The following is a 17,474-nucleotide window of genomic DNA, read 5'->3' as shown; positions in this document are numbered from 1 at the left end:
TCAGGCCCCTGCGACGGGCCACAGCCGCGGACAGAAGTCGGGGTCGGCGTAGTCGGGTGTGCCGTCCGGTGTGGTCCGGACCAAGCGGTCGTGCTTGTAGGGCTGCTGGCGCCCGTCGGACAGGTGGTGCGGCCGGTAGGCGTTCTCCTCGTCCTGGAGGTGGAACGAGATGGCACGGCGCGGGCGGGTGCCGCGGTTGGGTCCGCTGCCGTGGTACAGGAGGCAGTGGTGGAAGGTCATGTGGCCCCTGGGTATGTGGACCGGCACCCTCTCGACCTCCGCCCTGCCGTTGCGCTCGGCGTCGTTCCTCAGCAGGTACTCGCGCGCCACGTCCTCCGGCGCGCCGCTGCCCCGGTCGGCGCCGTGCCGTTCGGTCCAGAGGTGGCTGCCGTTCACCATGGTGATGGTGCCGTCCACTTCCCCGCAGTCGTGGAAGGGAATGAACGCCGTCAGCATGCGGTCCGATGAACAGGTCGGCCAGAAGTATTTGTCGAAATGCCAGGAGACGATGTTCGACCGCTCTTCGGCAATCGGCGGCTTGTAAATCAGGGTTGCCTGGAAGACCCTGATCGAGGAAGTCCGCGCAAGGCGTGCGGCGACCGCTCCGATCACCGGCTTGCGCAGGATTCCGGCTATTGTCTCGTCCTGGTAGTGCACATAGTCGTTGTTTCGCTGGACGTCACCGTCCGAGGGCTTCCAGTCCGCCCACCTGTCCGGCTCTACTGGCAGACGGCGGTCCCTCTGACCTGCATAGTACCGCTCACTGGCCGCCGTGAGCGCGTCGGTCTCGGCGTCGCTGAGTAATTTCTCGGACAAGTACCAGCCACGCTCCTCGTAGAGGCGGACGTCGGCCTGCGTCGGCAGAAGCTTTTCCTCTTCCGCAGTCAGTCCTGGATAACTGGACACTTTTCCCTCCTTTATCGTGGAACCGTTCCGGCAAACCCTAGCCGACCATTACCGGAGAATCCAGGGGTGTCCTGCTCCGCAAGGATTGCATGGTGTCGCGCGGAGCTCATTTCCCGCACGATCCAGGACAACGGCCGTGGGGGCGGTCACGGGTGGACGGGGGTCGGGCGGGCGTCGGGCGTGCCCGGACGACACGTTTTCCGGACACCTCCGCACGCGTTCCCGCCGATCGGTCGAGGAGGTGCCTGCGGCGCGCCACCGTGCGGGGGTGGCGGCCATCGGCCTCGTCGGTCGGCGTCGCGGGCGGGCCGCCGGGTCGAGCCCGGCCGGGTGGGGGAGGGGCCGTCGCCGGGCCGGCCGGCCGTCGTGGAGGGGCGGAGGGAACGCGGGGGACCGGGCTCCCTCGCGGGGTGCCGGATCCGTTTCCGGACGCCGTGTTCGCGCGTACCACCGGATGAACTTTCGGACTTCGCTGACTGTATGACTAATATCAAGCCACCAACCGCTACTGTCTGGCGCGTTCTCGTCACAGGTGCGGCTGACCAGTGACGAGGAGAGGGTCCTGCGTGTGAGCGGATTGAACAGGACCGGACGGCGCGGAGCGGGCAGCGCGCGGACCGGCCGCCGACGAACGGACCGGACGGACGAGCAGGCGTGGACGGCCGGTGAACGCCGCCTGTCGCTGCGCACGGCGCTGCTGGTGCTGCTGCTCGTGCCGAGCGTGGCGCTGGTCGCGCTGTGGGGCCTGGGCACGTACCACCTGGGCGACGAGTACCGGGAGCAGGCCGCCCAGTACGACCTGACCGCGGCCGTGACCCAGCCCAACGCGGCGCTGTTCAACGCCCTGGAGCGGGAGCGCCGGCTGACCGGGGAGGCACTGGCCTCACCCCGGGCGGCCCGGACGGCCCTGGACCGGCAGCGTACGGTCACCGACCGGGCGGTGCGGGCCTTCAGGCCACTGGCTTCGCTGGACACCGGCAACGGGCAGCGGGGGCTGGCCGACGCGCTCGCCCGGGCGGTGCGGGTGACCGACCGGCTCGCGCAGGAACGCCGCGCGGTGGACGCCGGCACCGTCGGCCAGGACCGCGCGTTCGCCTACTACACCGAGGCCGTCGGCGCCAGCACCGACGTCTTCGCCACCCTGTCCCACGGCGCCAACGGCGAAGTGGCCGACCTGTCACAGGTCCTGTTCGACCTGAACGGGGTCGTGGACATGATCAGCCGGGAGGACGCGGTACTGGCGCATGGCTGGGCGTCGGGCCGGCTGTCGGCCGACGACTACGACTTGGTCACCGACGCCGTCGGCACCCAGGAGTACCTGCTGGACTCGCGGGTGGCGCCGAACCTCACCCCGGCGGAGAGCCGGCTGTACGCGGCGATGACCAAGAGCAAGGAGTGGCGGAGCCGGGTCGCGCTGGAGGAGCGGCTGCAGGCCGCCGACGCCGGCCCCGACGGCGTGGCGCTGCCACGTGCCCGCACCGAGTGGCGGACCGCGGCGGACGCCTCGGTCAACCGGCTGGAGCGGCTCATCAACGTCCGCAGCGGTGTCTCCGACGCCGCCGGCGCCACCGAGGTGCGGCAGCTGCGGCTGTTCCTGTACTCCGCCGCCGCGCTGGGCCTGCTCGCGATCGTCCTCGTCGTGCTGGTGACCTGGCGGCTGACCGTGAGGCTGCGCCGGCGGGTCATGGCCGTGCGCGATCAGGCGCAGGACCTGGGGCAGCGGTTGCCGCGGGTGGTCGCCCGGCTCGAACAGGGCGAGGACGTGGACGTGGAGGTGGAGGTTCCCGTACTCGCCCCGGCATCGGACGAGTTCGGCGAGCTGAGCCGGGCGCTGAACCTGGCCAGCCGCAGCGCGGTGCGCACCGCGGTGCGCCAGGCGGAGCAGCACCGCGGCTTCGAACGGCTGCTGCAGCGCATCGCGCGCCGCACCCAGCTGCTGATCGGCCTGCAGTTGAAGAAGCTGGACGAGCTGGAGCGCCGCCACGAGGACCCGCAGGTGCTGGAGGGGCTGTTCGACCTGGACCACCTCACCGCCCGGCTGCGCCGCTACGAGGAGAACCTGGTGATCCTCGGCGGCGGCCAGCCGCGGCGCCGCTGGCGCAAACCGGTGCCGCTGCTGGACGTCCTGCGCGCCGCGCAGGGCGAGGTCCAGGACTACCGGCGCATCGCGATCGACGTCGAGGGCCGGCCGTGGATCTCCGAGCGGGCGGTGGGACCGCTGATCCACATCCTGGCCGAGCTGATGGAGAACGCGACCGCGTTCTCCAAGCCGCCGGCTCCGGTCGAGATCAAGGCGGCTCCGGTCAGCCGGGGCATCGCGGTGGAGATAGAGGACCGCGGACTGGGCATGGAGGCCGAGCAGTACGAGGCCGCCAACGCCCTGATGCAGGCCCCTCCGCAGCTGGACGTGATGACCCGCGCCGACGACGCGCGCCTGGGCCTGTACGTGGTGGCCCGCCTGTCGGCGTCCCTGGGCCTGCAGGTGGAACTGCGGCCGTCGGCGTTCGGCGGCACCCGCGTCATCGTCCTCGTCCCGCAGGCCCTCGTCGCCGAGCGGCCCCGGTCGGTACCGGACGCGGCCGACGGCCCGTCGCCGGACGACGCCGGCACCCCCCTCCCCGCGCCGCGCCGGTCCGCGGACTCCCGCCCCGCGGACGGCTCCCGTCGCCCGGACGGTCCGGACGACCTGCCGGTGCGGTCGCGCGGACAGGCGATGGCCGACGTCACCGCACCGGCGCCGGCCCCCGCGAACCCGCGGACCGGGCCCGCACCGCTGCCCCGCCGGACGCGTCAGGCCAGCCTGGCGGCCGAACTGCGCGCGCCGGACGCGCAGGACGCCCCGGCCCCCCAGGCCCCGCCCGGCGCCCCGACCCGCTCCGGCGCTACTATCGGCGCCTTCCAGCGGCAGTCCCGCAAGAACCGCGCCGCCGACGCGCGGCCGTCCACGCCCAGCACCGACCAGTCCGAACCGCTCACGACGGAAGACCGAGGATGACTCAGCGAACCATCGCCACCGACGCAGACCTGGACTGGCTCCTCGACGGACTGGTCGACCAGGTCGCCGGCACCCGGCACGCCATCGTCCTGTCCGACGACGGCCTGGTCATCAGCCGTTCGAAAACCGTCGAGCGCTCCGACGCCGAGCGCCTGGCTGCGATCGCCACCGGTCAGCAGAGCCTGGCCCGTGGTGTCGGACAGCTCTTCCGAGGCGGTCCGGTCCACCAGGTCATCGTCGAGATGGCCGACCTGTGGCTGTTCGTCACCGCGGCCGGCCGCGGCACCCACCTGGCCGTGGTCGCCTCCCAGGAGGTCGACGCCGAGGTGATGGCGGTCGCCATGCACACCCTGGTCCAGCAGGTGGGCCAGAAACTGGGCACCGACGCGCGTACCCCGCAGTCCGACCCGTCCCCGCCCGCCGGCCCCGGGGCCGGCGCATGAGGCACTGGACGGAGGACCTGGACGACGACGCGGACGAACCACTGGTCCGCCCCTACACCATCACCGGCGGCCGTACCACCGCCGGCCGTGCCGACCTGACCCTGATCACCCTGATCACGGCACAGACCACGTCCGGCACGGACACCGCGGCCGACCGCCACGCACTGCAGCCGGAACACCGCACCGTCCTGCGCCTGTGCGCGCGCGGGCCCGTCGCGGTGGCCGAGATCGCCGCCGAACTGGACCTGCCGGTGTCGGTGACCAAGATTCTCATCGGCGACCTGATCGACGCCGGCCGGGTACGGGCCCGGCCGCCCCTGGCCTTCGCGTACAACGGCACCCTCCCCGACATGACGATCCTTGAGGCGGTGAGAAATGGGCTCCGCGGGCTCTGATCCGGCACAGACGGCCCAGGCCGTGAAGATCCTGATCGCGGGCGGCTTCGGGGTGGGCAAGACCACCCTGGTCGGCGCGGTCAGCGAGGTCGCCCCCCTGCACACCGAGGAATACCTGACCCGCGCCAGCGTCGGCGTGGACGACCTGGTCGGTGTCGACGCCAAGGCCACCACCACCGTCGCCCTGGACTTCGGGCGCATCACCATCAGCGACGAACTGGTGGTCTACCTGTTCGGCACCCCGGGCCAGGAACGCTTCTGGTTCATGTGGAACGACCTCGTGCACGGCGCGCTGGGAGCGGTGGTGCTGGCCGACACCCGCCGCCTGGAGGTCAGCTTCGCCTCCATCGACTTCTTCGAAAGCCGCGGCATCCCGTTCGTCGTCGCGGTCAACTGCTTCCACAACGTCCGCGATCGCACGCCCCGGGAAGTCCGCGCCGCCCTGGACCTCGATCCCCAGGTTCCCCTGGTGATGTGTGACGCACGCGAACGGACCGAAGGCCGGAACGTCCTGCTCACCCTGATCGAACACCTCATGGCCCGCCACCCCGCACCCCAGCCGGCCGGCTGATCCCCGCTCGCGCCGCTCCTTCCCGGAGCACGGCGCCACGGCCCCGGTTCCCGCGACCCCGGTTCCCGCGGCGGCGGGCGTGCGGCGGGGCCGGCCGGGCGTCCCCGGCCCGCGCCCGTCGTGCGGCCGGAACCGGAGGCCGCGAGGCGATGCCCGGACGGGCGGACCGTCTGCCACCGGCCGGCTCGTGGCCCGGCACGCCGGCAACGGACCGCTCCGCCGAGGCGCGCCCACGAGGCGCCGAGCGCGACCGGCACCGGTCCGGGTGCCGGGACCGGCCGGACCGCGCCCGGCATCCCGCGGGTCAGCGGCGGCCGAGGTGGGCAGGCACCGCCATGACGTCCGTTTCCCGCCGGTGAGCACACGCGTACCGGTCCAGCATGGGCACATGACCCGGTACACCGTCCTCCCCGTCGACCCAGCCGTCCTCAAGGAACTGCGGACCGCCGACGACGCGGGCCGTCCCTGCGCCCCGTACACCGCGACCCGCGACGACGGGGGCTCCCCGCTGCGGTGCTGCCTGCGTCCCGTCACGTCCGGCGAGCGGATCGCCCTTGTCTCGTACGCCCCGTTGCGCCGCTGGGCCGCCGCCAGGGGCGTGGATCCGGGCGCGTACGACGAACAGGGTCCCGTCTTCATCCACGCCGACGACTGCGAGGGGTTCACTCCCCGCGGGAACTATCCCTTCGACCGGCCGGGGGCCCTGCGCACCGCGCGCCGTTACGACGCCCGGGGCCGTATCGCAGGTGGCCGCCTCCTGGAGATCCCGGCCGACGCGACGGCCGGCTTCGACGCCGCCCTTGACGACGCGTTCGACGACCCGGAAGTGGTGCTCGTGCACGTCAGGGCAGTGGAATACGGGTGCTTCCACTTCGAGGTGCGGCGGCCCCCCACCGAGGGGCGATGAGCGCCCCGCCACCCGGATGATCGATTCCGGAGGCCGGCCGCCCGCGGACGCTCCGGGCGGTGCCGGTGGTCACCCGCCCCGTCCTGACGGCCCGTGCCCCTCGGCGGGCCGGTCCGGCACCGCTCCGTGAGGTCCTGCGCGGTCGCGGCGCCGGCGGCCGGCGACCACGCCGGCGGCCGGCGCCGGACGGCCCGCCGGGGGGCACGGTGACGCGCGCCCCGGCGGTGTCCGACAGCGGTTCGCGGACACCGGTGCCGCCGGTCAGACCGGTTCCGGCGGGTTCCGGCGGCGCGGGGAGGCACTCATGACGACGACGTCCCGGGGAGTCCACGGGACGGGGCGGAGGAGGACGGACGGCACACGCGCAGCCGGTCGAGGGAGGGCACCGTGCGGTGACCGGGCACCTCGGGACCGCGCGGGTCGCCGTCCCGCCGCACCCCGGCCGCCTGCCAGCCGGCCGCGAGGGCGGCGTCCAGTTCGGCCGCGACGTCGCTGAGGAAGAGCAGCCGTCCGGACGGTGCGCCGACGGCGCGGGCGATGGCGCGGTACGACGCCGGGTCCGTCTTCGCGCCGGCGCTGTCCAGGTCGAAGAAGGCGTCCAGGAGCCCCGACAGGTCGCCGTACCCGGTGTGCCGGAACCAGTCCCGCTGGGCCGCCGCCGAACCGGAGGAGTAGACGGCGATCCCGGTGCCCGCCGCACGCCAGTCCCGCAGCACGCCGGGCACCTCGGGGTACACATGGCCGTGCAGGCGGCCGGCCGCGTATCCCTCCGCCCAGATCCAGCCCTGCACGGTCTTCAGCGGGGCCGCCTTCACGTCCGCGTCCGACCAGGCCGCCAGCGCCGCCGCCACGCCGTCCGGTCCGATCCCGGGCCGCCCCACCTCACGGCCCACGGCGTCCATTAGCTCCCGCACCCGCGGCTCGTCGCGGTGGTTCGTGAGCCACCCGGTGAACTCGCGGCGCGCGTAGGGGAACAGCACGTCCCGCACGTGGGACAGGGAGCCGGTGGTGCCCTCGATGTCGAGCACCACCACGTCCGCGTCGTAGACCGTCACCGCCCGGCCCCGGTCAGCTCGTCCAGGCGCGGGAAGCGGTCGGCGATCGGGGCGCCGGTGAAGTCGCCCACCCAGCCGTCCTCCTCCTGGAAGAACCGGACGGCGGCGAAGTCGGGGCACTCGCCCATGTCGAACCAGTGCCGCACCCCCGCGGGCACCGACAGCAGGTCACCGGCCTCGCACACGACCGCGTACACCCGCTCGTCGAGGTGCAGGGTGAACAGGCCGCGGCCGTGGGCGAAGAAGCGCACCTCGTCCTCGCCGTGCCGGTGCTCCTCCAGGAACGTCAGCCGGGCCTTCGCCGCCCGCTCGCGCCACTCCGCGGTGGGTTCGGGGTGCAGCCGCGCCACGTCGACGAGCGTCATCGAATCCCGCGCGCACACCTCGTCGATCCGGTCGCGGTACAGGTCCAGCAGGGTCTGGTCGTCGAGGGCGGACGCGTCGGGGGCGAGCACCGGCCAGCGGCGCAACGCCACTCCGTGTGCGGCGAGTTCGGTGACGATGCGGTCGTCGTCGTGGGTGCGCAGCAGCACCCGGTCCGGAGCGTCCTCCGGCATGATCTGCAGCAGTGTCATCGGGGTTTCCTTCCGGGAGGGGTCGGCGGCGGAGACGTCAGGCGGCCGCGCGGGAGGCGGTTCCTTCGCCGGTGAGCAGGAGGATCTGGCACATGGCCTCCACGCACTCCAGCCGGTTGCGGGCCTGGGCGAGGTCATCGCCCCACACCGTGACGCCGTGATCGGCGATGAGCAGCGCCGGCGGGGCGGCGGGATCCCCGCTGAGGTGGGCGGCCACCTCGTCGGCGATCCGCGCCACGTCGGGCCAGTTCGGGAAGACCGGCAGCAGTGCCGCGGAGGGGTCGTCGAGCCCCAGCCCCTTCAGCAGTTCCAGGCCCTTCAGCGGGATCCGGCCCAACTCCCCGGGCACGGCCGCGAGACGGGCGAGGGCCGTGGCGTACGGCGGGTGCGCGTGGACCACGGCGTCCGCGCCGGTGGTGCGGTACACGGCCGTGTGGATGGCGGTCTCCGCCGAGGGACGCCGGCCGCCCGGGCGCAGCGCCCGGGCGGTGGCGGAGTCGACCAGCACCATGTCGTCCGGGCCGAGCGTGCCCTTGTCCAGGCCGCTGCCGGTGATCAGGGCGCGGGAGCCGGGGCCCGGCAGCCGCACCGAGAGGTTTCCGGAGGTGCCGGGCATCCAGCCCCGCCGGTACAGGTCGCGGGAGCAGTCGGCGAGGGCGGTGGCCGCCCCGGCCTCCGGGCCGGGCGCGGCGCAGGGACGCAGGACGCGGGCCTCGGAGACGACGGCCGTGATCAGGTCGGCGGGGGTCACGTCGAAGGCCGGGTTGAACGCCCGGGCGCCTTCGGGGGCCACCCGCACCCCGGCGACCGAGGTGACCTCCTCGGCGTCCCGCTCCTCGATCACGATGCCCGCCCCGTCCGGCAGCGCGGGATCCCAGGACGACTCCGGCGCCACGACGACGAACGGGATGCCGTGCCGGGCGGCGGCGACGGCCAGGGAGTAGGTGCCGATCTTGTTCGCGGTGTCCCCGTTCGCGGCGATGCGGTCGGCTCCCACGAGGACGCAGTCGACCATGGACCGCGCCATCGCGGCCGCCGCGGCGGAGTCGGGGCACAGCCGGTACGGCACGCCGGCCTCGCCCAGCTCCCAGGCGGTGAGACGGGAGCCCTGCAGCAACGGGCGCGTCTCGTCGACGAACACCTCCGCGACCCGGCCGCGGGCGGCCAGTTCCAGGACGGCGCCGAGCGCGGTGCCGCCCGCCGCCGTGGCGAACCGCCCGGTGTTGCAGTGGGTGAGCAGCCGCAGGGGCCGGTCCGGCAACAGGCCGGCGACCAGGTCGGCGGCGGCGAGGGCGGCGGCGCGGTTGGCGGTGACGTCCTCCTCGACCAACTGCAGGGCCGTGCCGAGCACGGCGTCCGGACCGTCCGGGAGCTGTTCGAGGACGCGCGCGACGGCCCAGGCGAGGTTGACGGCGGTCGGCCGCGCGGTGGCGATGCGCTCGGCGTCGGCGCGGACGGCCCTCTCGTCGACCGACCCGTCGGCCGCGGTGTTCCGGCGAACGGACAGGGCGACGCCGAGAGCGCCGGTGAGGCCGATCGCCGGCGCGCCTCGCACGGCGAGGGTCCGGATGGCGTCGATCACGTCGTCCACGGTCCGCAGGCACAGCCGCCGCACCTCGTGCGGCAGGGCCCGCTGGTCGACGACGACGACGCCCTCCTGCGTCCACTCCAGGGGCGCCCCGTCGGCACCGGCCCGCGCTCCGGCCGGGGCGACGCGAGCGGCACCGGGCCCGGGCGGGTCGGAGGGGGAGTTCGTGGTCGGGAAACGGTCGAGCATGATCCTCCTCGGTCCGGGCCCGTTCGAGACGGGACCTGGGGGCGGAACCGGTTGGGTGGGTGTGCCGGGATGCGGATGGGGTGCGGACGGGGGGAGCGCCGGACCCGCGCGCGGTGGACGAACACCGGGGCCGCGCGCGGCCGGACCGTATGTACGGCGATCAACGACCTTTGCACACAGTATAATTGGTACTGCAGAGGGGGCTGAGGCGTGTGATCCCCGGAATGCGGCCAGGGCGTGCGAACCGGTCGGCAGGCCCGTCGCCGTGGCCACCGCCTCCCGCCGACGACGGGCGGCGGCCGGGTCCGGACCACCGCACAGGACCCGCGGGCACCGGGCCGTCGGATCGCCCGCCGTACCGGCGGGGCACGGCCACCGGGACCGGCGGCCGTGCCCGGGACGGCGACCGGACCGGCCGGTGACGTCCCCGACGGCCGGCCGAAGGGGAAGCGGCTGATCGTCCACAGGAACGGCCGTGCCATGACACCCGGGTGCGGGCCACGGATGCGGACGGCGTGCGGATCACGCCACGAACACCGCCGGCGGGCGGCCGCCCCGGGCCGGAGCGGGGAACCCGGCGTCCGCCCGATGCGGCGACCGGGCCGCCGGCCTGCCCGTCATCAGCCACAAAGCATGAAAAGGTGCGCCGAACCCGTCGGCCGACCAGCACGCAAAATCGGGGTTAACGCAACAGTCCCCGTCGTCGTTTTTCCGACCGGCGGACAGGATGGCCAAGAAGCGCTCATGATGTTGTCGAATCGCGGACGGCCTGCTTAGCATCATCGCATCCCGAGGAACTCGCATTGATTCTCGGGTTCCCACACGCGTTTCGGAGGCATACAGGGTGAAGATCCTGGGCATCACCAACAATGACCTTGCCGGCGCATGTCTCATCCGGGACGGAAAAATAATCGCAGCGGTGAGCGAGGAGCGGTTCACCCGAATAAAGGACCACAAGACCTGGCCGGCCCGTTCCATCGAGTACGTCTTACGGGAGGCGGGCGTCTCCTTGGAAGAGGTCGACCGCGTCGCCTACGGCTGGTGCGCGGGCTTCGACGCGGACAAGCACCTCCTCCTGTACGTCGACCGCGTCGCCGAGGAGGCGCAGAAGCGCCCCGAGGGGCTCGTCCACCTGCGCAAGCGGGTGTCCGACGAGATACGCAACGACAAGGCGAAGCGCGCCGAGTTCGACGAGTTCGTCGACAAGAACGGGCTGCGCGGCAAGGCGGTCCACGTGGACCACCACGAGTCCCACGGCCTCGGCGCCTTCCTCTGCTCGCCCTTCGACGAGGCACTGGTACTGACCTGTGACGGACGGGGCGACTTCCAGTCCCTCACCGTGATGCGCTGCTCCCCGGAGGGGGAGGAGGTCCTCCAGCGGGAGACCTCCGTCGACAGCCTCGGCTACTTCTACGGCCGCATAACCAAACTGCTGGGCTTCAAGCCGAACCGCCACGAGGGCAAGATCACCGGGCTGGCCGCCAACGGTGATCCCCACAAGCTCCTCCCCCTGATGAAGAGCATGATCGACATCACCCGGGACGGAGCCATCAGGGCGCGCACCGGGAAGTACTACCAGCCCTCCTACGAGGGGTACTCCGAGGAAATCCTGAACGAAATCGCCAAGCACGACCCGGCCGACGTCGCCGCCGCCGCGCAAATGCACGTGGAAAACCTGCTGACCGCCGTGGTGGCCCAGCACATCGAAAAGGTGCCGAGCGGAAACATCTGTCTGGCAGGCGGAGTCTTCGCGAACGTCAAGCTGAATCAGCGCATATTCGAGACCCCGGGCGTACGCAATATATACGTGCTGCCGCCGATGGGTGACGGAGGACTTCCCCTGCAAGCGGCGTCGGTGGTCTCCTACCGCGAGACCGGGCAGCGGCACAGGCTCCCGTCCATGGCGCTGGGCCCCGACGCCGCCATTTCCGAGGGACACCTGGAAGAGATTCTCCAGGATTATCCCGAGCTCCGCTTCCGCCGGGTCGACCACGGTCTGCAGGAGCTGCTGGTAGGGGCACTGGACGAGGAAAAGGTCATCGGTGTGCACCGCGGCCGCATGGAGTTCGGCCCCCGTGCGCTGGGCCGGCGCAGCGTCCTCTGCCGCACCGACGACCCCTCGATGAACGACTGGCTGAACAAGCGCCTCAACCGCACCGAGTTCATGCCGTTCGCCCCCATCACCGCGGAGGAACTGGCTCCGGACTGCTACCGCGGCTGGGCACCCGACCAGCCCGCGGCCCTCTTCATGACCATCACCTACGACTGCCACGAGCAGTTCGCCAAGACGTGTCCCGCCGTGGTGCACGTCGACAACACCGCCCGCCCGCAGATCGTACGGCGGGGCGACGATCCCTTCCTGCACGGCCTGTTGCTGGCCTGGCACGAGCGCAGCGGACAGGCGGCGCTCGTCAACACGTCGTTCAACAAGCACGAGGAGCCCATCGTGGAGTCGCACCGCGACGCCCTGGATCCGCTGCGGGACGAGGTCATCGACCTGCTGCTCATCGATGACGTGTACCTGGTGTGGAAGGACGGCGCGAACGGATTCGCGGGCGACGTGACGACGTGACGACGTGACGTCCTGACGACCCAACGCCGACCGGACCCGCGAGCGGACGGGTGAGGAGAACAATGCAACTGGCAGTCGGTGCACCGTACGAGGTGGATGCCGTCGTCTTCGACATGGACGGGGTCCTGATCGACTCCAAACCCGTGATCGAGAACGCCTGGCGTGATGTCGCACGGCGTCACGGCAGGACCCTGACGTCCGCCGACCTCGAGCGGTACGTGCACGGACGGACCGGATCCGAGACCGTCCGACTGCTGTTCCCCCACCACTCCGACAGCGACCGGTCGGCGATCTGGGCCGAGGTCGACACGCTGGAGGAGGAGGCCCCCTACCCGGTCGTGCCCGGCGCCGACACGCTGGCGACCGGGCTGGCCGGCAAGGGCGTCCCCCTGGCGCTGGCCACCAGCAGTTGGACACGCAAGATCGAGAACGCCCTCGGCGGACTGCACCTCCTCGACGTGTTCGCCATCCAGGTCACCCGTGACGACGTCACACGCGGAAAACCGCATCCGGACCCCTATCTGGCAGCCTGCCGGCGGTTGGGCGTCCGGCCGCAGCGCACCCTCGTCTTCGAGGACTCGGTCAGCGGGGTGCGTTCGGCCGTGTCGGCGGGCGCCGTCTGCGTCGGCATCGGCGGGGACGAGCTGACCGAGGCGGGTGCCGTGGCCGTGACCCCGGACTTCACCGGTCTGGGCGTCGGAGCCGCCCGCGGCCGGGGGAGCCTGGTGCTCACGGGGCTCAATGTCCCGGTCGTCATCACCTCCGCCGGGGAGCGCGCGCATGCCTGATCCCGCCGACGGACCGCAAGCCGCGTCGGCCGCGGTTCCCGAAGCCCCCACCGGCGCGCCGGCGTCCGCGCCGCACGTCGCGGGGACCACGGTCGTCTCCGCGTTCTGCGTGTTCTTCGTCCTCGGCGCGCTCACCGCGTCCCTGGGGGCGTCGCTGCCTTACCTGAAGACCGAATTCGGCTCCGGGCACGCGGTCGGACGCATCGTTTCCTGCTACAACTTCGGGGCGCTCGCGGCGACCGCCCTGATAGGCCTGCTCGGCCGCAGGGCAAGGCCCCGGCCGACGATCACCCTCCTGCTGGCCGTGTTCGCCGCCGCGACCGCCGGCATGGCGCTCAGTCCCGGCTGGGCCTCGTACCTGTGCGCCACCACCGTCGCCGGGGCCGGTTACGGCGGGATGGTGCTCACCCTCAACACCGCCTTCGCCAGGGGCTTCGGCCACAACAGCGTCATCATGGTCAACCGCCTCAACGCCGTGTTCGGCGTCGGCGCGATCCTCGGCCCCCTGGCCACCGGTCCCGTCGGCCGGACGGACATCCGGCTACTGGCCCTGGCGGCCTGTCTGCTGGCCCTGCCCTGCATCCTGGTGCGACGCATGGGCGTCGTGCTCGAGCAGCCGGCCTCCGCGCGGACGGGCGGCGCCCGGCCCCGGCTCGGCCGCCCGAGCGCGGTCCTGGTCCTCTTCCTCGTCACCGGCCTGCTCTACGCGGGCCTGGAGACCAGCATCGGTGCCTGGCAGTCCACCCACCTGCAAAGGAGCGGCTGGAGCCTCGCGGCGGCGACCATGGCAGCGTCCGGATTCTGGGCGGGCATGGCACTGGGCCGCCTGGTGGTCCCCCAGCTCACCGCACGCTTGCCGGCCGGCACCACGGTCCCGCTCTACCTCGTCAGCGCGCTCGGAGCGCTCCTGCTGGCCGCCGTCCCCCACCTCGCGATGGCCGCCTACCCCCTGGCCGGGCTCTGCCTCGCCCCCGTGCTGCCCACCGTGATCACCTGGACGTCGGGCGTGGCCGACGTCCCCCAGCGCGCGACCTCCGTCCTCACCCTGTGCTGCATGCTCGGCAACGCCACCGTCCCGGCGGTGGTGGAGGGACTCACGGACACCCGGCCGCCCGCGGCGATCCCGCTCACCCTCGCGGGATTCTGCGCCCTGTGCCTGCTCTTCGCCACGCTCGCCCGCCGGGCACGGCGCCCGGGGCGGCTCTGACGCCGCGCCGCGCCGGCAGTCGGCGCCGGCTGCGCACGGGTGCGGTTCGGGCCCTCCTGCGGCGGGCCGGGCGGCACGGACGCTGACGCCGGCAGCCGCACGCCCGTCACCCGGAACTCGCGTCCGGGGCGCACCGGTTCGGGCCGGACCGCGGTGGGCGCGCGACCGGCAGCCGGACGAAGGACGTCACGGCGGCCGGGGCGGCCCCGCTCACACGCTCCTTCGTCGACGCGGTTCTCGCGCGCAGGAGGGCGCCCCGGCGCCGGAACAGGTGACGGGGCGGGCCGTGACGCCGTCGGACGGCATGGCACGCACGGTCTCCCGAGGACGTGCGTGTGCGCGCCGGTGTGGATCCGTTGCTCGCCGACCTGCTCGGCCGCGAACCGCGAACCGTGCGCGATCAGCTCGCACGACCGGCCGGCCGCGGAAGGGCCCCGGGACGCGCCCGGTCACGCCGCCCCCGCACTCCGGCAGGCACCGCGGCCCTGCGCCGCCCTGCCGCCGCTGCGGAAGGAGCGGCCGGGAGCGGCTGGTGTCAGCGGTGGGCGGTCATGTGGGCGAAGGTCCGCTCGGCGCTGTCAGGGGCGAAGGCGCCATCGATGTCCTCCTGTCCGCGGTCGGTCCCGGGGTTGCCCGGCCCGTCCCGGGGCGGGCCGGCGTCGAACAGGGCGCGGCCGTCGCGGGCGACCAGGCGCGTCTGCTCGTCCTCGGGACGGGCCAGGGAGGTGAGGTCTTCCCACGGGCCGGCGGCGCGCAGGGCGTACTGTCCCGTCCCGGGCTGCATGTCGAGGGTGCCGCCCTGGTCGCGGGCGGTCGCGTCGGCGTCGAGGTCGTAGACGGTGACGTCGACGCCGGGGCGCTGCAGGAGGCGGGCGCAGGCCGGGCCGCCACGCGCCGGGCGCTCGCCGACGCTGCCCTGAACGAGCCGTCGAGCCGCCTTCGGCCTGCTCGAAGACGGATGGAACGCCGGCCCCGGTGCGGCGCAACGAACCACCGCGCAGGGGACGCGGTGACAGGGTGCGGTGATGGCCCTCGCCCCGGCCGGCGGGTCGGTGGTGGCCGGTGAAGGCTGCGGCGGCATCGGCGGAAACCGGGAAGCACCCGGCCCTACGCCCGTCGTTCGGGTCCGGCCCCTCCGTGGTGCACTTGGCCGAAAACTGGTTGCTCACATGAGGAATCGACGTCCTGGAGAAGCATGCCTGCTTGCCATTCGACGACCCGTCAGGCGTCCCTGGAACGTCTTTCAGTGCGCTGGGCCAGCGAATTGACGCTGTCTCCCCTACCATGCTGAGCGGTATCAGCGCTGCATTTGCGACGAACTCGGGCGGTGGGCCGACTATGCAGCTAGTCAGATCTCGTCGCACGGCAGGACGGCTAGCATGAACCAGTACCGGTCGGAAGATCGTCGTCCTCTTGGCGGCTGCATCCCGGCCTGCGGCCGTCGTGTGTCGGTCGCCTCACTTTTTCTGCTCTCACGGACCGAGGGACCGCGGAATGCCAGTGCCTGCACCGCCCAGTCAGCACCGATCGGCGAAGGCGCCGCGGACCTCACCGGTCGTGCCTCTGGCCGGACTGGCGGTGAGCGCCGCGGCCGCGGGCGCCGCGGTCGCCCTGGCGCCGTCCGGGGCCCGCGCCTGGACGTCGGCCGTGGTGGCGAGCGCCTGGGTGTGCGTGGCCGTCGCCGTCCTCGCCGGCCACCGGCTCGTCCACCGGGCCCGGCGGACGGCGGCATCACAGGATGCCGAGACGGGGCAGTTCAAGGTACAGGTGGCCCGGCTTTCGGCGGAGAGCGCACACCTGGTCAACGTGACGCTGCCCGCCGTGGCCAAGCGGTTGCGTGACGGCGCCAGCGCCGCCGACGCGCTGGGCGGCCTGCCGCTGCCGGCGGACCCGCAGCTGCACCGGCTCACGCAGATGTTCGCCACCGCCGTCGAAGAGGGTGTACGGCACGCGGCCATCCTGGACGGCGAGCGCCGACGGGCCCGGCAGGAGCTGAAGGAGGCGGCGGCCGAGCTGGAGCGGCTCGGGCGGGAGACGCTGCCCGCCGCGGTCGCCCGGCTGCGCGAGGGCCAGTCGGCCGCCACGGTCCTCGCCGAACTCGACCTGCCGAAGCTGCCCGTGGTCCGCGCCCCCGCCGAGGTGTTCGTCCGCGAAGTCGCCCACAGCGAGCGGCGCGCCGCCGCCGCACAGGCCGCCTCCGCCAAGGCGCTCAGCCGCGTCCAGGCCAAGGCCGTCAGCATGCTCGCCGACCTGCGGGAGATGCAGGACCGGCACGGCGGGGAGGTGTTCGGTGACCTGCTGAGGCTCGACCACAGCACCTCCCAGCTCGGGTTGATGGCCGACCGGCTGGCGCTGCTCATGGGCGGCCGGTCCAGCCGTGCCTGGAACAAGCCGATCGTGATGGAGAGCATCCTGCGCGGCGCCGTCGGCCGTATCGCCGCCTACCAGCGGGTGCGCCTGCACTGCTCCACCACCGCCTCGATCTCCGGCTTCGCCGCCGAGGGCGTCATGCACCTGCTCGCCGAGCTGATGGACAACGCCGCCAACTTCTCCCCGCCCATCGACGAGGTGCACGTCTACGTCGAGGAGCGCAGCGCCGGCATCGTCGTCACCATCGAGGACAGCGGCCTGAAGATGGCCGACGCGGCGATGCGCCGCGCGGAGGAGGCCGTGGCCGGCCGCATGACCGACCTGGCCTCGCTGCAGGGCACCCGGCTCGGCCTCGCCGTGGTCGGACGGCTCGCGGTGAAGTACGGCATCAGCGTCAACTACCGCCCCTCCTCACGCGGCGGCACCGGCGTGGTCATCCTGCTGCCCCCGCAGCTGCTGTCCCAGGAGCGCGGCCGCGCGCCGCGCGAGGTGTCCCCCCGTCCGGCCGCCCTGACCGCGCCCACGCCGGACTCCGCACCCGCCGCGCCCTCCGTCCCGGCCGCGACACCCGCCGCGTCCTCCGTCCCGGCACCCGCCGTGTCCCCGCGCCTCGCCGCCGCGGAGCGGCCCACCGCCCTGCCCGAGCCGCCCGAACAGGGGCGGCACCGGCGCTCTGCCGACTCCACGCCGAACGGCCTGCCCGTCCGCGCCCCCGGCCGGACCATGGCCGAGGCCGAGCGGGAGCGCGAGCAGCGCCGGTCCGCACCCGAGACGACGGACGGCACCCCGCCGCGGCAGCGCCCGGCCAGTGACGCGGGATCACGGTTCGGCGCCTTCCACCGCGGGCGCCAGTCCGGAAGCGGCGCCGCCTCCCCGGACGCCCGGCCGCCGGCCTCCCCGTAGCCGCAAGCCC

At 73.2% G+C, this 17,474-nt stretch carries 14 protein-coding genes; 9 read left to right on the top strand and 5 right to left on the bottom strand.

Annotated features, from left to right (window positions below; all coding sequences use genetic code 11):
• Nucleotides 1–906 carry a phytanoyl-CoA dioxygenase family protein gene (locus QQY24_RS01875; protein ID WP_301970886.1) on the bottom strand — a complete coding sequence of 302 codons (906 nt, stop codon included), beginning with the start codon at nucleotides 904–906 and terminating at the stop codon, nucleotides 1–3.
• A 568-nt stretch (nucleotides 907–1,474) separates the two neighbouring features.
• Here QQY24_RS01875 and QQY24_RS01870 point away from each other — a divergent pair.
• The 5 genes from QQY24_RS01870 to QQY24_RS01850 all read left to right on the top strand — a co-directional run bounded on the left by QQY24_RS01870 (nucleotide 1,475) and on the right by QQY24_RS01850 (nucleotide 6,217).
• A complete protein-coding gene (locus QQY24_RS01870; protein ID WP_301970885.1) occupies nucleotides 1,475–3,901 on the top strand; it encodes a nitrate- and nitrite sensing domain-containing protein in 2,427 nt (808 codons plus the stop codon).
• Complete coding sequence (locus QQY24_RS01865) at nucleotides 3,898–4,344, top strand: roadblock/LC7 domain-containing protein (RefSeq protein ID WP_301970884.1); 447 nt, start codon at nucleotides 3,898–3,900, stop codon at nucleotides 4,342–4,344. The genes QQY24_RS01870 and QQY24_RS01865 overlap by 4 nt, the downstream gene beginning before the upstream one ends.
• Nucleotides 4,341–4,739, top strand: a complete 399-nt coding sequence (locus QQY24_RS01860; RefSeq protein WP_301970883.1) for a DUF742 domain-containing protein — start codon at nucleotides 4,341–4,343, stop codon at nucleotides 4,737–4,739. Before QQY24_RS01865 ends, QQY24_RS01860 begins: the two co-directional genes overlap by 4 nt.
• On the top strand, nucleotides 4,720–5,310 hold the full coding sequence (locus QQY24_RS01855; protein WP_301970882.1) for an ATP/GTP-binding protein: 591 nt from the start codon (nucleotides 4,720–4,722) through the stop codon (nucleotides 5,308–5,310). The genes QQY24_RS01860 and QQY24_RS01855 overlap by 20 nt, the downstream gene beginning before the upstream one ends.
• Nucleotides 5,311–5,698: 388 nt before the next feature.
• The gene (locus tag QQY24_RS01850; protein WP_301970881.1) at nucleotides 5,699–6,217 is read left to right on the top strand and encodes a DUF1203 domain-containing protein; all 519 of its coding nucleotides are present in this window, start codon (nucleotides 5,699–5,701) and stop codon (nucleotides 6,215–6,217) included.
• A 302-nt stretch (nucleotides 6,218–6,519) separates the two neighbouring features.
• Here QQY24_RS01850 and mtnC read toward each other — a convergent pair whose 3' ends face one another.
• From mtnC to mtnA, 3 genes are read right to left on the bottom strand one after another with little or no spacing between them, the layout of a single operon-like run.
• Nucleotides 6,520–7,272, bottom strand: coding sequence for an acireductone synthase (gene mtnC, locus QQY24_RS01845; protein ID WP_301970880.1), 753 nt, complete (start codon nucleotides 7,270–7,272; stop codon nucleotides 6,520–6,522).
• Complete coding sequence (locus tag QQY24_RS01840) at nucleotides 7,269–7,847, bottom strand: acireductone dioxygenase (RefSeq protein ID WP_301970879.1); 579 nt, start codon at nucleotides 7,845–7,847, stop codon at nucleotides 7,269–7,271. Before QQY24_RS01840 ends, mtnC begins: the two co-directional genes overlap by 4 nt.
• A 37-nt stretch (nucleotides 7,848–7,884) precedes the next feature.
• A complete protein-coding gene (gene mtnA / locus QQY24_RS34660) occupies nucleotides 7,885–9,624 on the bottom strand; it encodes an S-methyl-5-thioribose-1-phosphate isomerase (protein WP_367657971.1) in 1,740 nt (579 codons plus the stop codon).
• An 844-nt stretch (nucleotides 9,625–10,468) separates the two neighbouring features.
• Here mtnA and QQY24_RS01825 point away from each other — a divergent pair.
• The 3 genes from QQY24_RS01825 to QQY24_RS01815 all read left to right on the top strand — a co-directional run bounded on the left by QQY24_RS01825 (nucleotide 10,469) and on the right by QQY24_RS01815 (nucleotide 14,191).
• A complete protein-coding gene (locus QQY24_RS01825; RefSeq protein ID WP_301970878.1) occupies nucleotides 10,469–12,196 on the top strand; it encodes a carbamoyltransferase C-terminal domain-containing protein in 1,728 nt (575 codons plus the stop codon).
• 62 nt (nucleotides 12,197–12,258) lie between these two features.
• A complete protein-coding gene (locus QQY24_RS01820; RefSeq protein WP_301970877.1) occupies nucleotides 12,259–12,984 on the top strand; it encodes an HAD family phosphatase in 726 nt (241 codons plus the stop codon).
• Complete coding sequence (locus QQY24_RS01815) at nucleotides 12,977–14,191, top strand: sugar MFS transporter (RefSeq protein ID WP_301970876.1); 1,215 nt, start codon at nucleotides 12,977–12,979, stop codon at nucleotides 14,189–14,191. Before QQY24_RS01820 ends, QQY24_RS01815 begins: the two co-directional genes overlap by 8 nt.
• Nucleotides 14,192–14,726: 535 nt before the next feature.
• Here QQY24_RS01815 and QQY24_RS01810 read toward each other — a convergent pair.
• Nucleotides 14,727–15,185 (bottom strand): hypothetical protein, encoded by a 459-nt coding sequence (locus tag QQY24_RS01810; protein WP_301970875.1) that lies wholly within the window; start codon nucleotides 15,183–15,185, stop codon nucleotides 14,727–14,729.
• A 500-nt stretch (nucleotides 15,186–15,685) separates the two neighbouring features.
• Here QQY24_RS01810 and QQY24_RS01805 point away from each other — a divergent pair, with 500 nt between their 5' ends.
• Nucleotides 15,686–17,464, top strand: coding sequence for an ATP-binding protein (locus QQY24_RS01805; RefSeq protein WP_301970874.1), 1,779 nt, complete (start codon nucleotides 15,686–15,688; stop codon nucleotides 17,462–17,464).
• The last annotated feature ends 10 nt before the right edge of the window (nucleotides 17,465–17,474 follow it).

Source organism: Streptomyces sp. TG1A-8 (assembly GCF_030499535.1).
In the GTDB taxonomy this organism is placed as follows: domain Bacteria; phylum Actinomycetota; class Actinomycetes; order Streptomycetales; family Streptomycetaceae; genus Streptomyces.
This window is presented reverse-complemented; position numbering and strand designations above follow the sequence as displayed.

What these genes read in the sequence shown, in the direction of transcription:
- QQY24_RS01860 (WP_301970883.1), top strand. Translation starts at nt 4,341, where the DNA reads ATGAGGCACTGGACGGAGGACCTGGACGACGACGCGGACGAACCACTG.
- QQY24_RS01840 (WP_301970879.1), bottom strand. Translation starts at nt 7,847, where the DNA reads ATGACACTGCTGCAGATCATGCCGGAGGACGCTCCGGACCGGGTGCTG.
- QQY24_RS01815 (WP_301970876.1), top strand. Translation starts at nt 12,977, where the DNA reads ATGCCTGATCCCGCCGACGGACCGCAAGCCGCGTCGGCCGCGGTTCCC.
- QQY24_RS01855 (WP_301970882.1), top strand. Translation starts at nt 4,720, where the DNA reads ATGGGCTCCGCGGGCTCTGATCCGGCACAGACGGCCCAGGCCGTGAAG.
- mtnA (WP_367657971.1), bottom strand. Translation starts at nt 9,624, where the DNA reads ATGCTCGACCGTTTCCCGACCACGAACTCCCCCTCCGACCCGCCCGGG.
- QQY24_RS01865 (WP_301970884.1), top strand. Translation starts at nt 3,898, where the DNA reads ATGACTCAGCGAACCATCGCCACCGACGCAGACCTGGACTGGCTCCTC.
- QQY24_RS01805 (WP_301970874.1), top strand. Translation starts at nt 15,686, where the DNA reads ATGCCAGTGCCTGCACCGCCCAGTCAGCACCGATCGGCGAAGGCGCCG.
- QQY24_RS01820 (WP_301970877.1), top strand. Translation starts at nt 12,259, where the DNA reads ATGCAACTGGCAGTCGGTGCACCGTACGAGGTGGATGCCGTCGTCTTC.
- QQY24_RS01850 (WP_301970881.1), top strand. Translation starts at nt 5,699, where the DNA reads ATGACCCGGTACACCGTCCTCCCCGTCGACCCAGCCGTCCTCAAGGAA.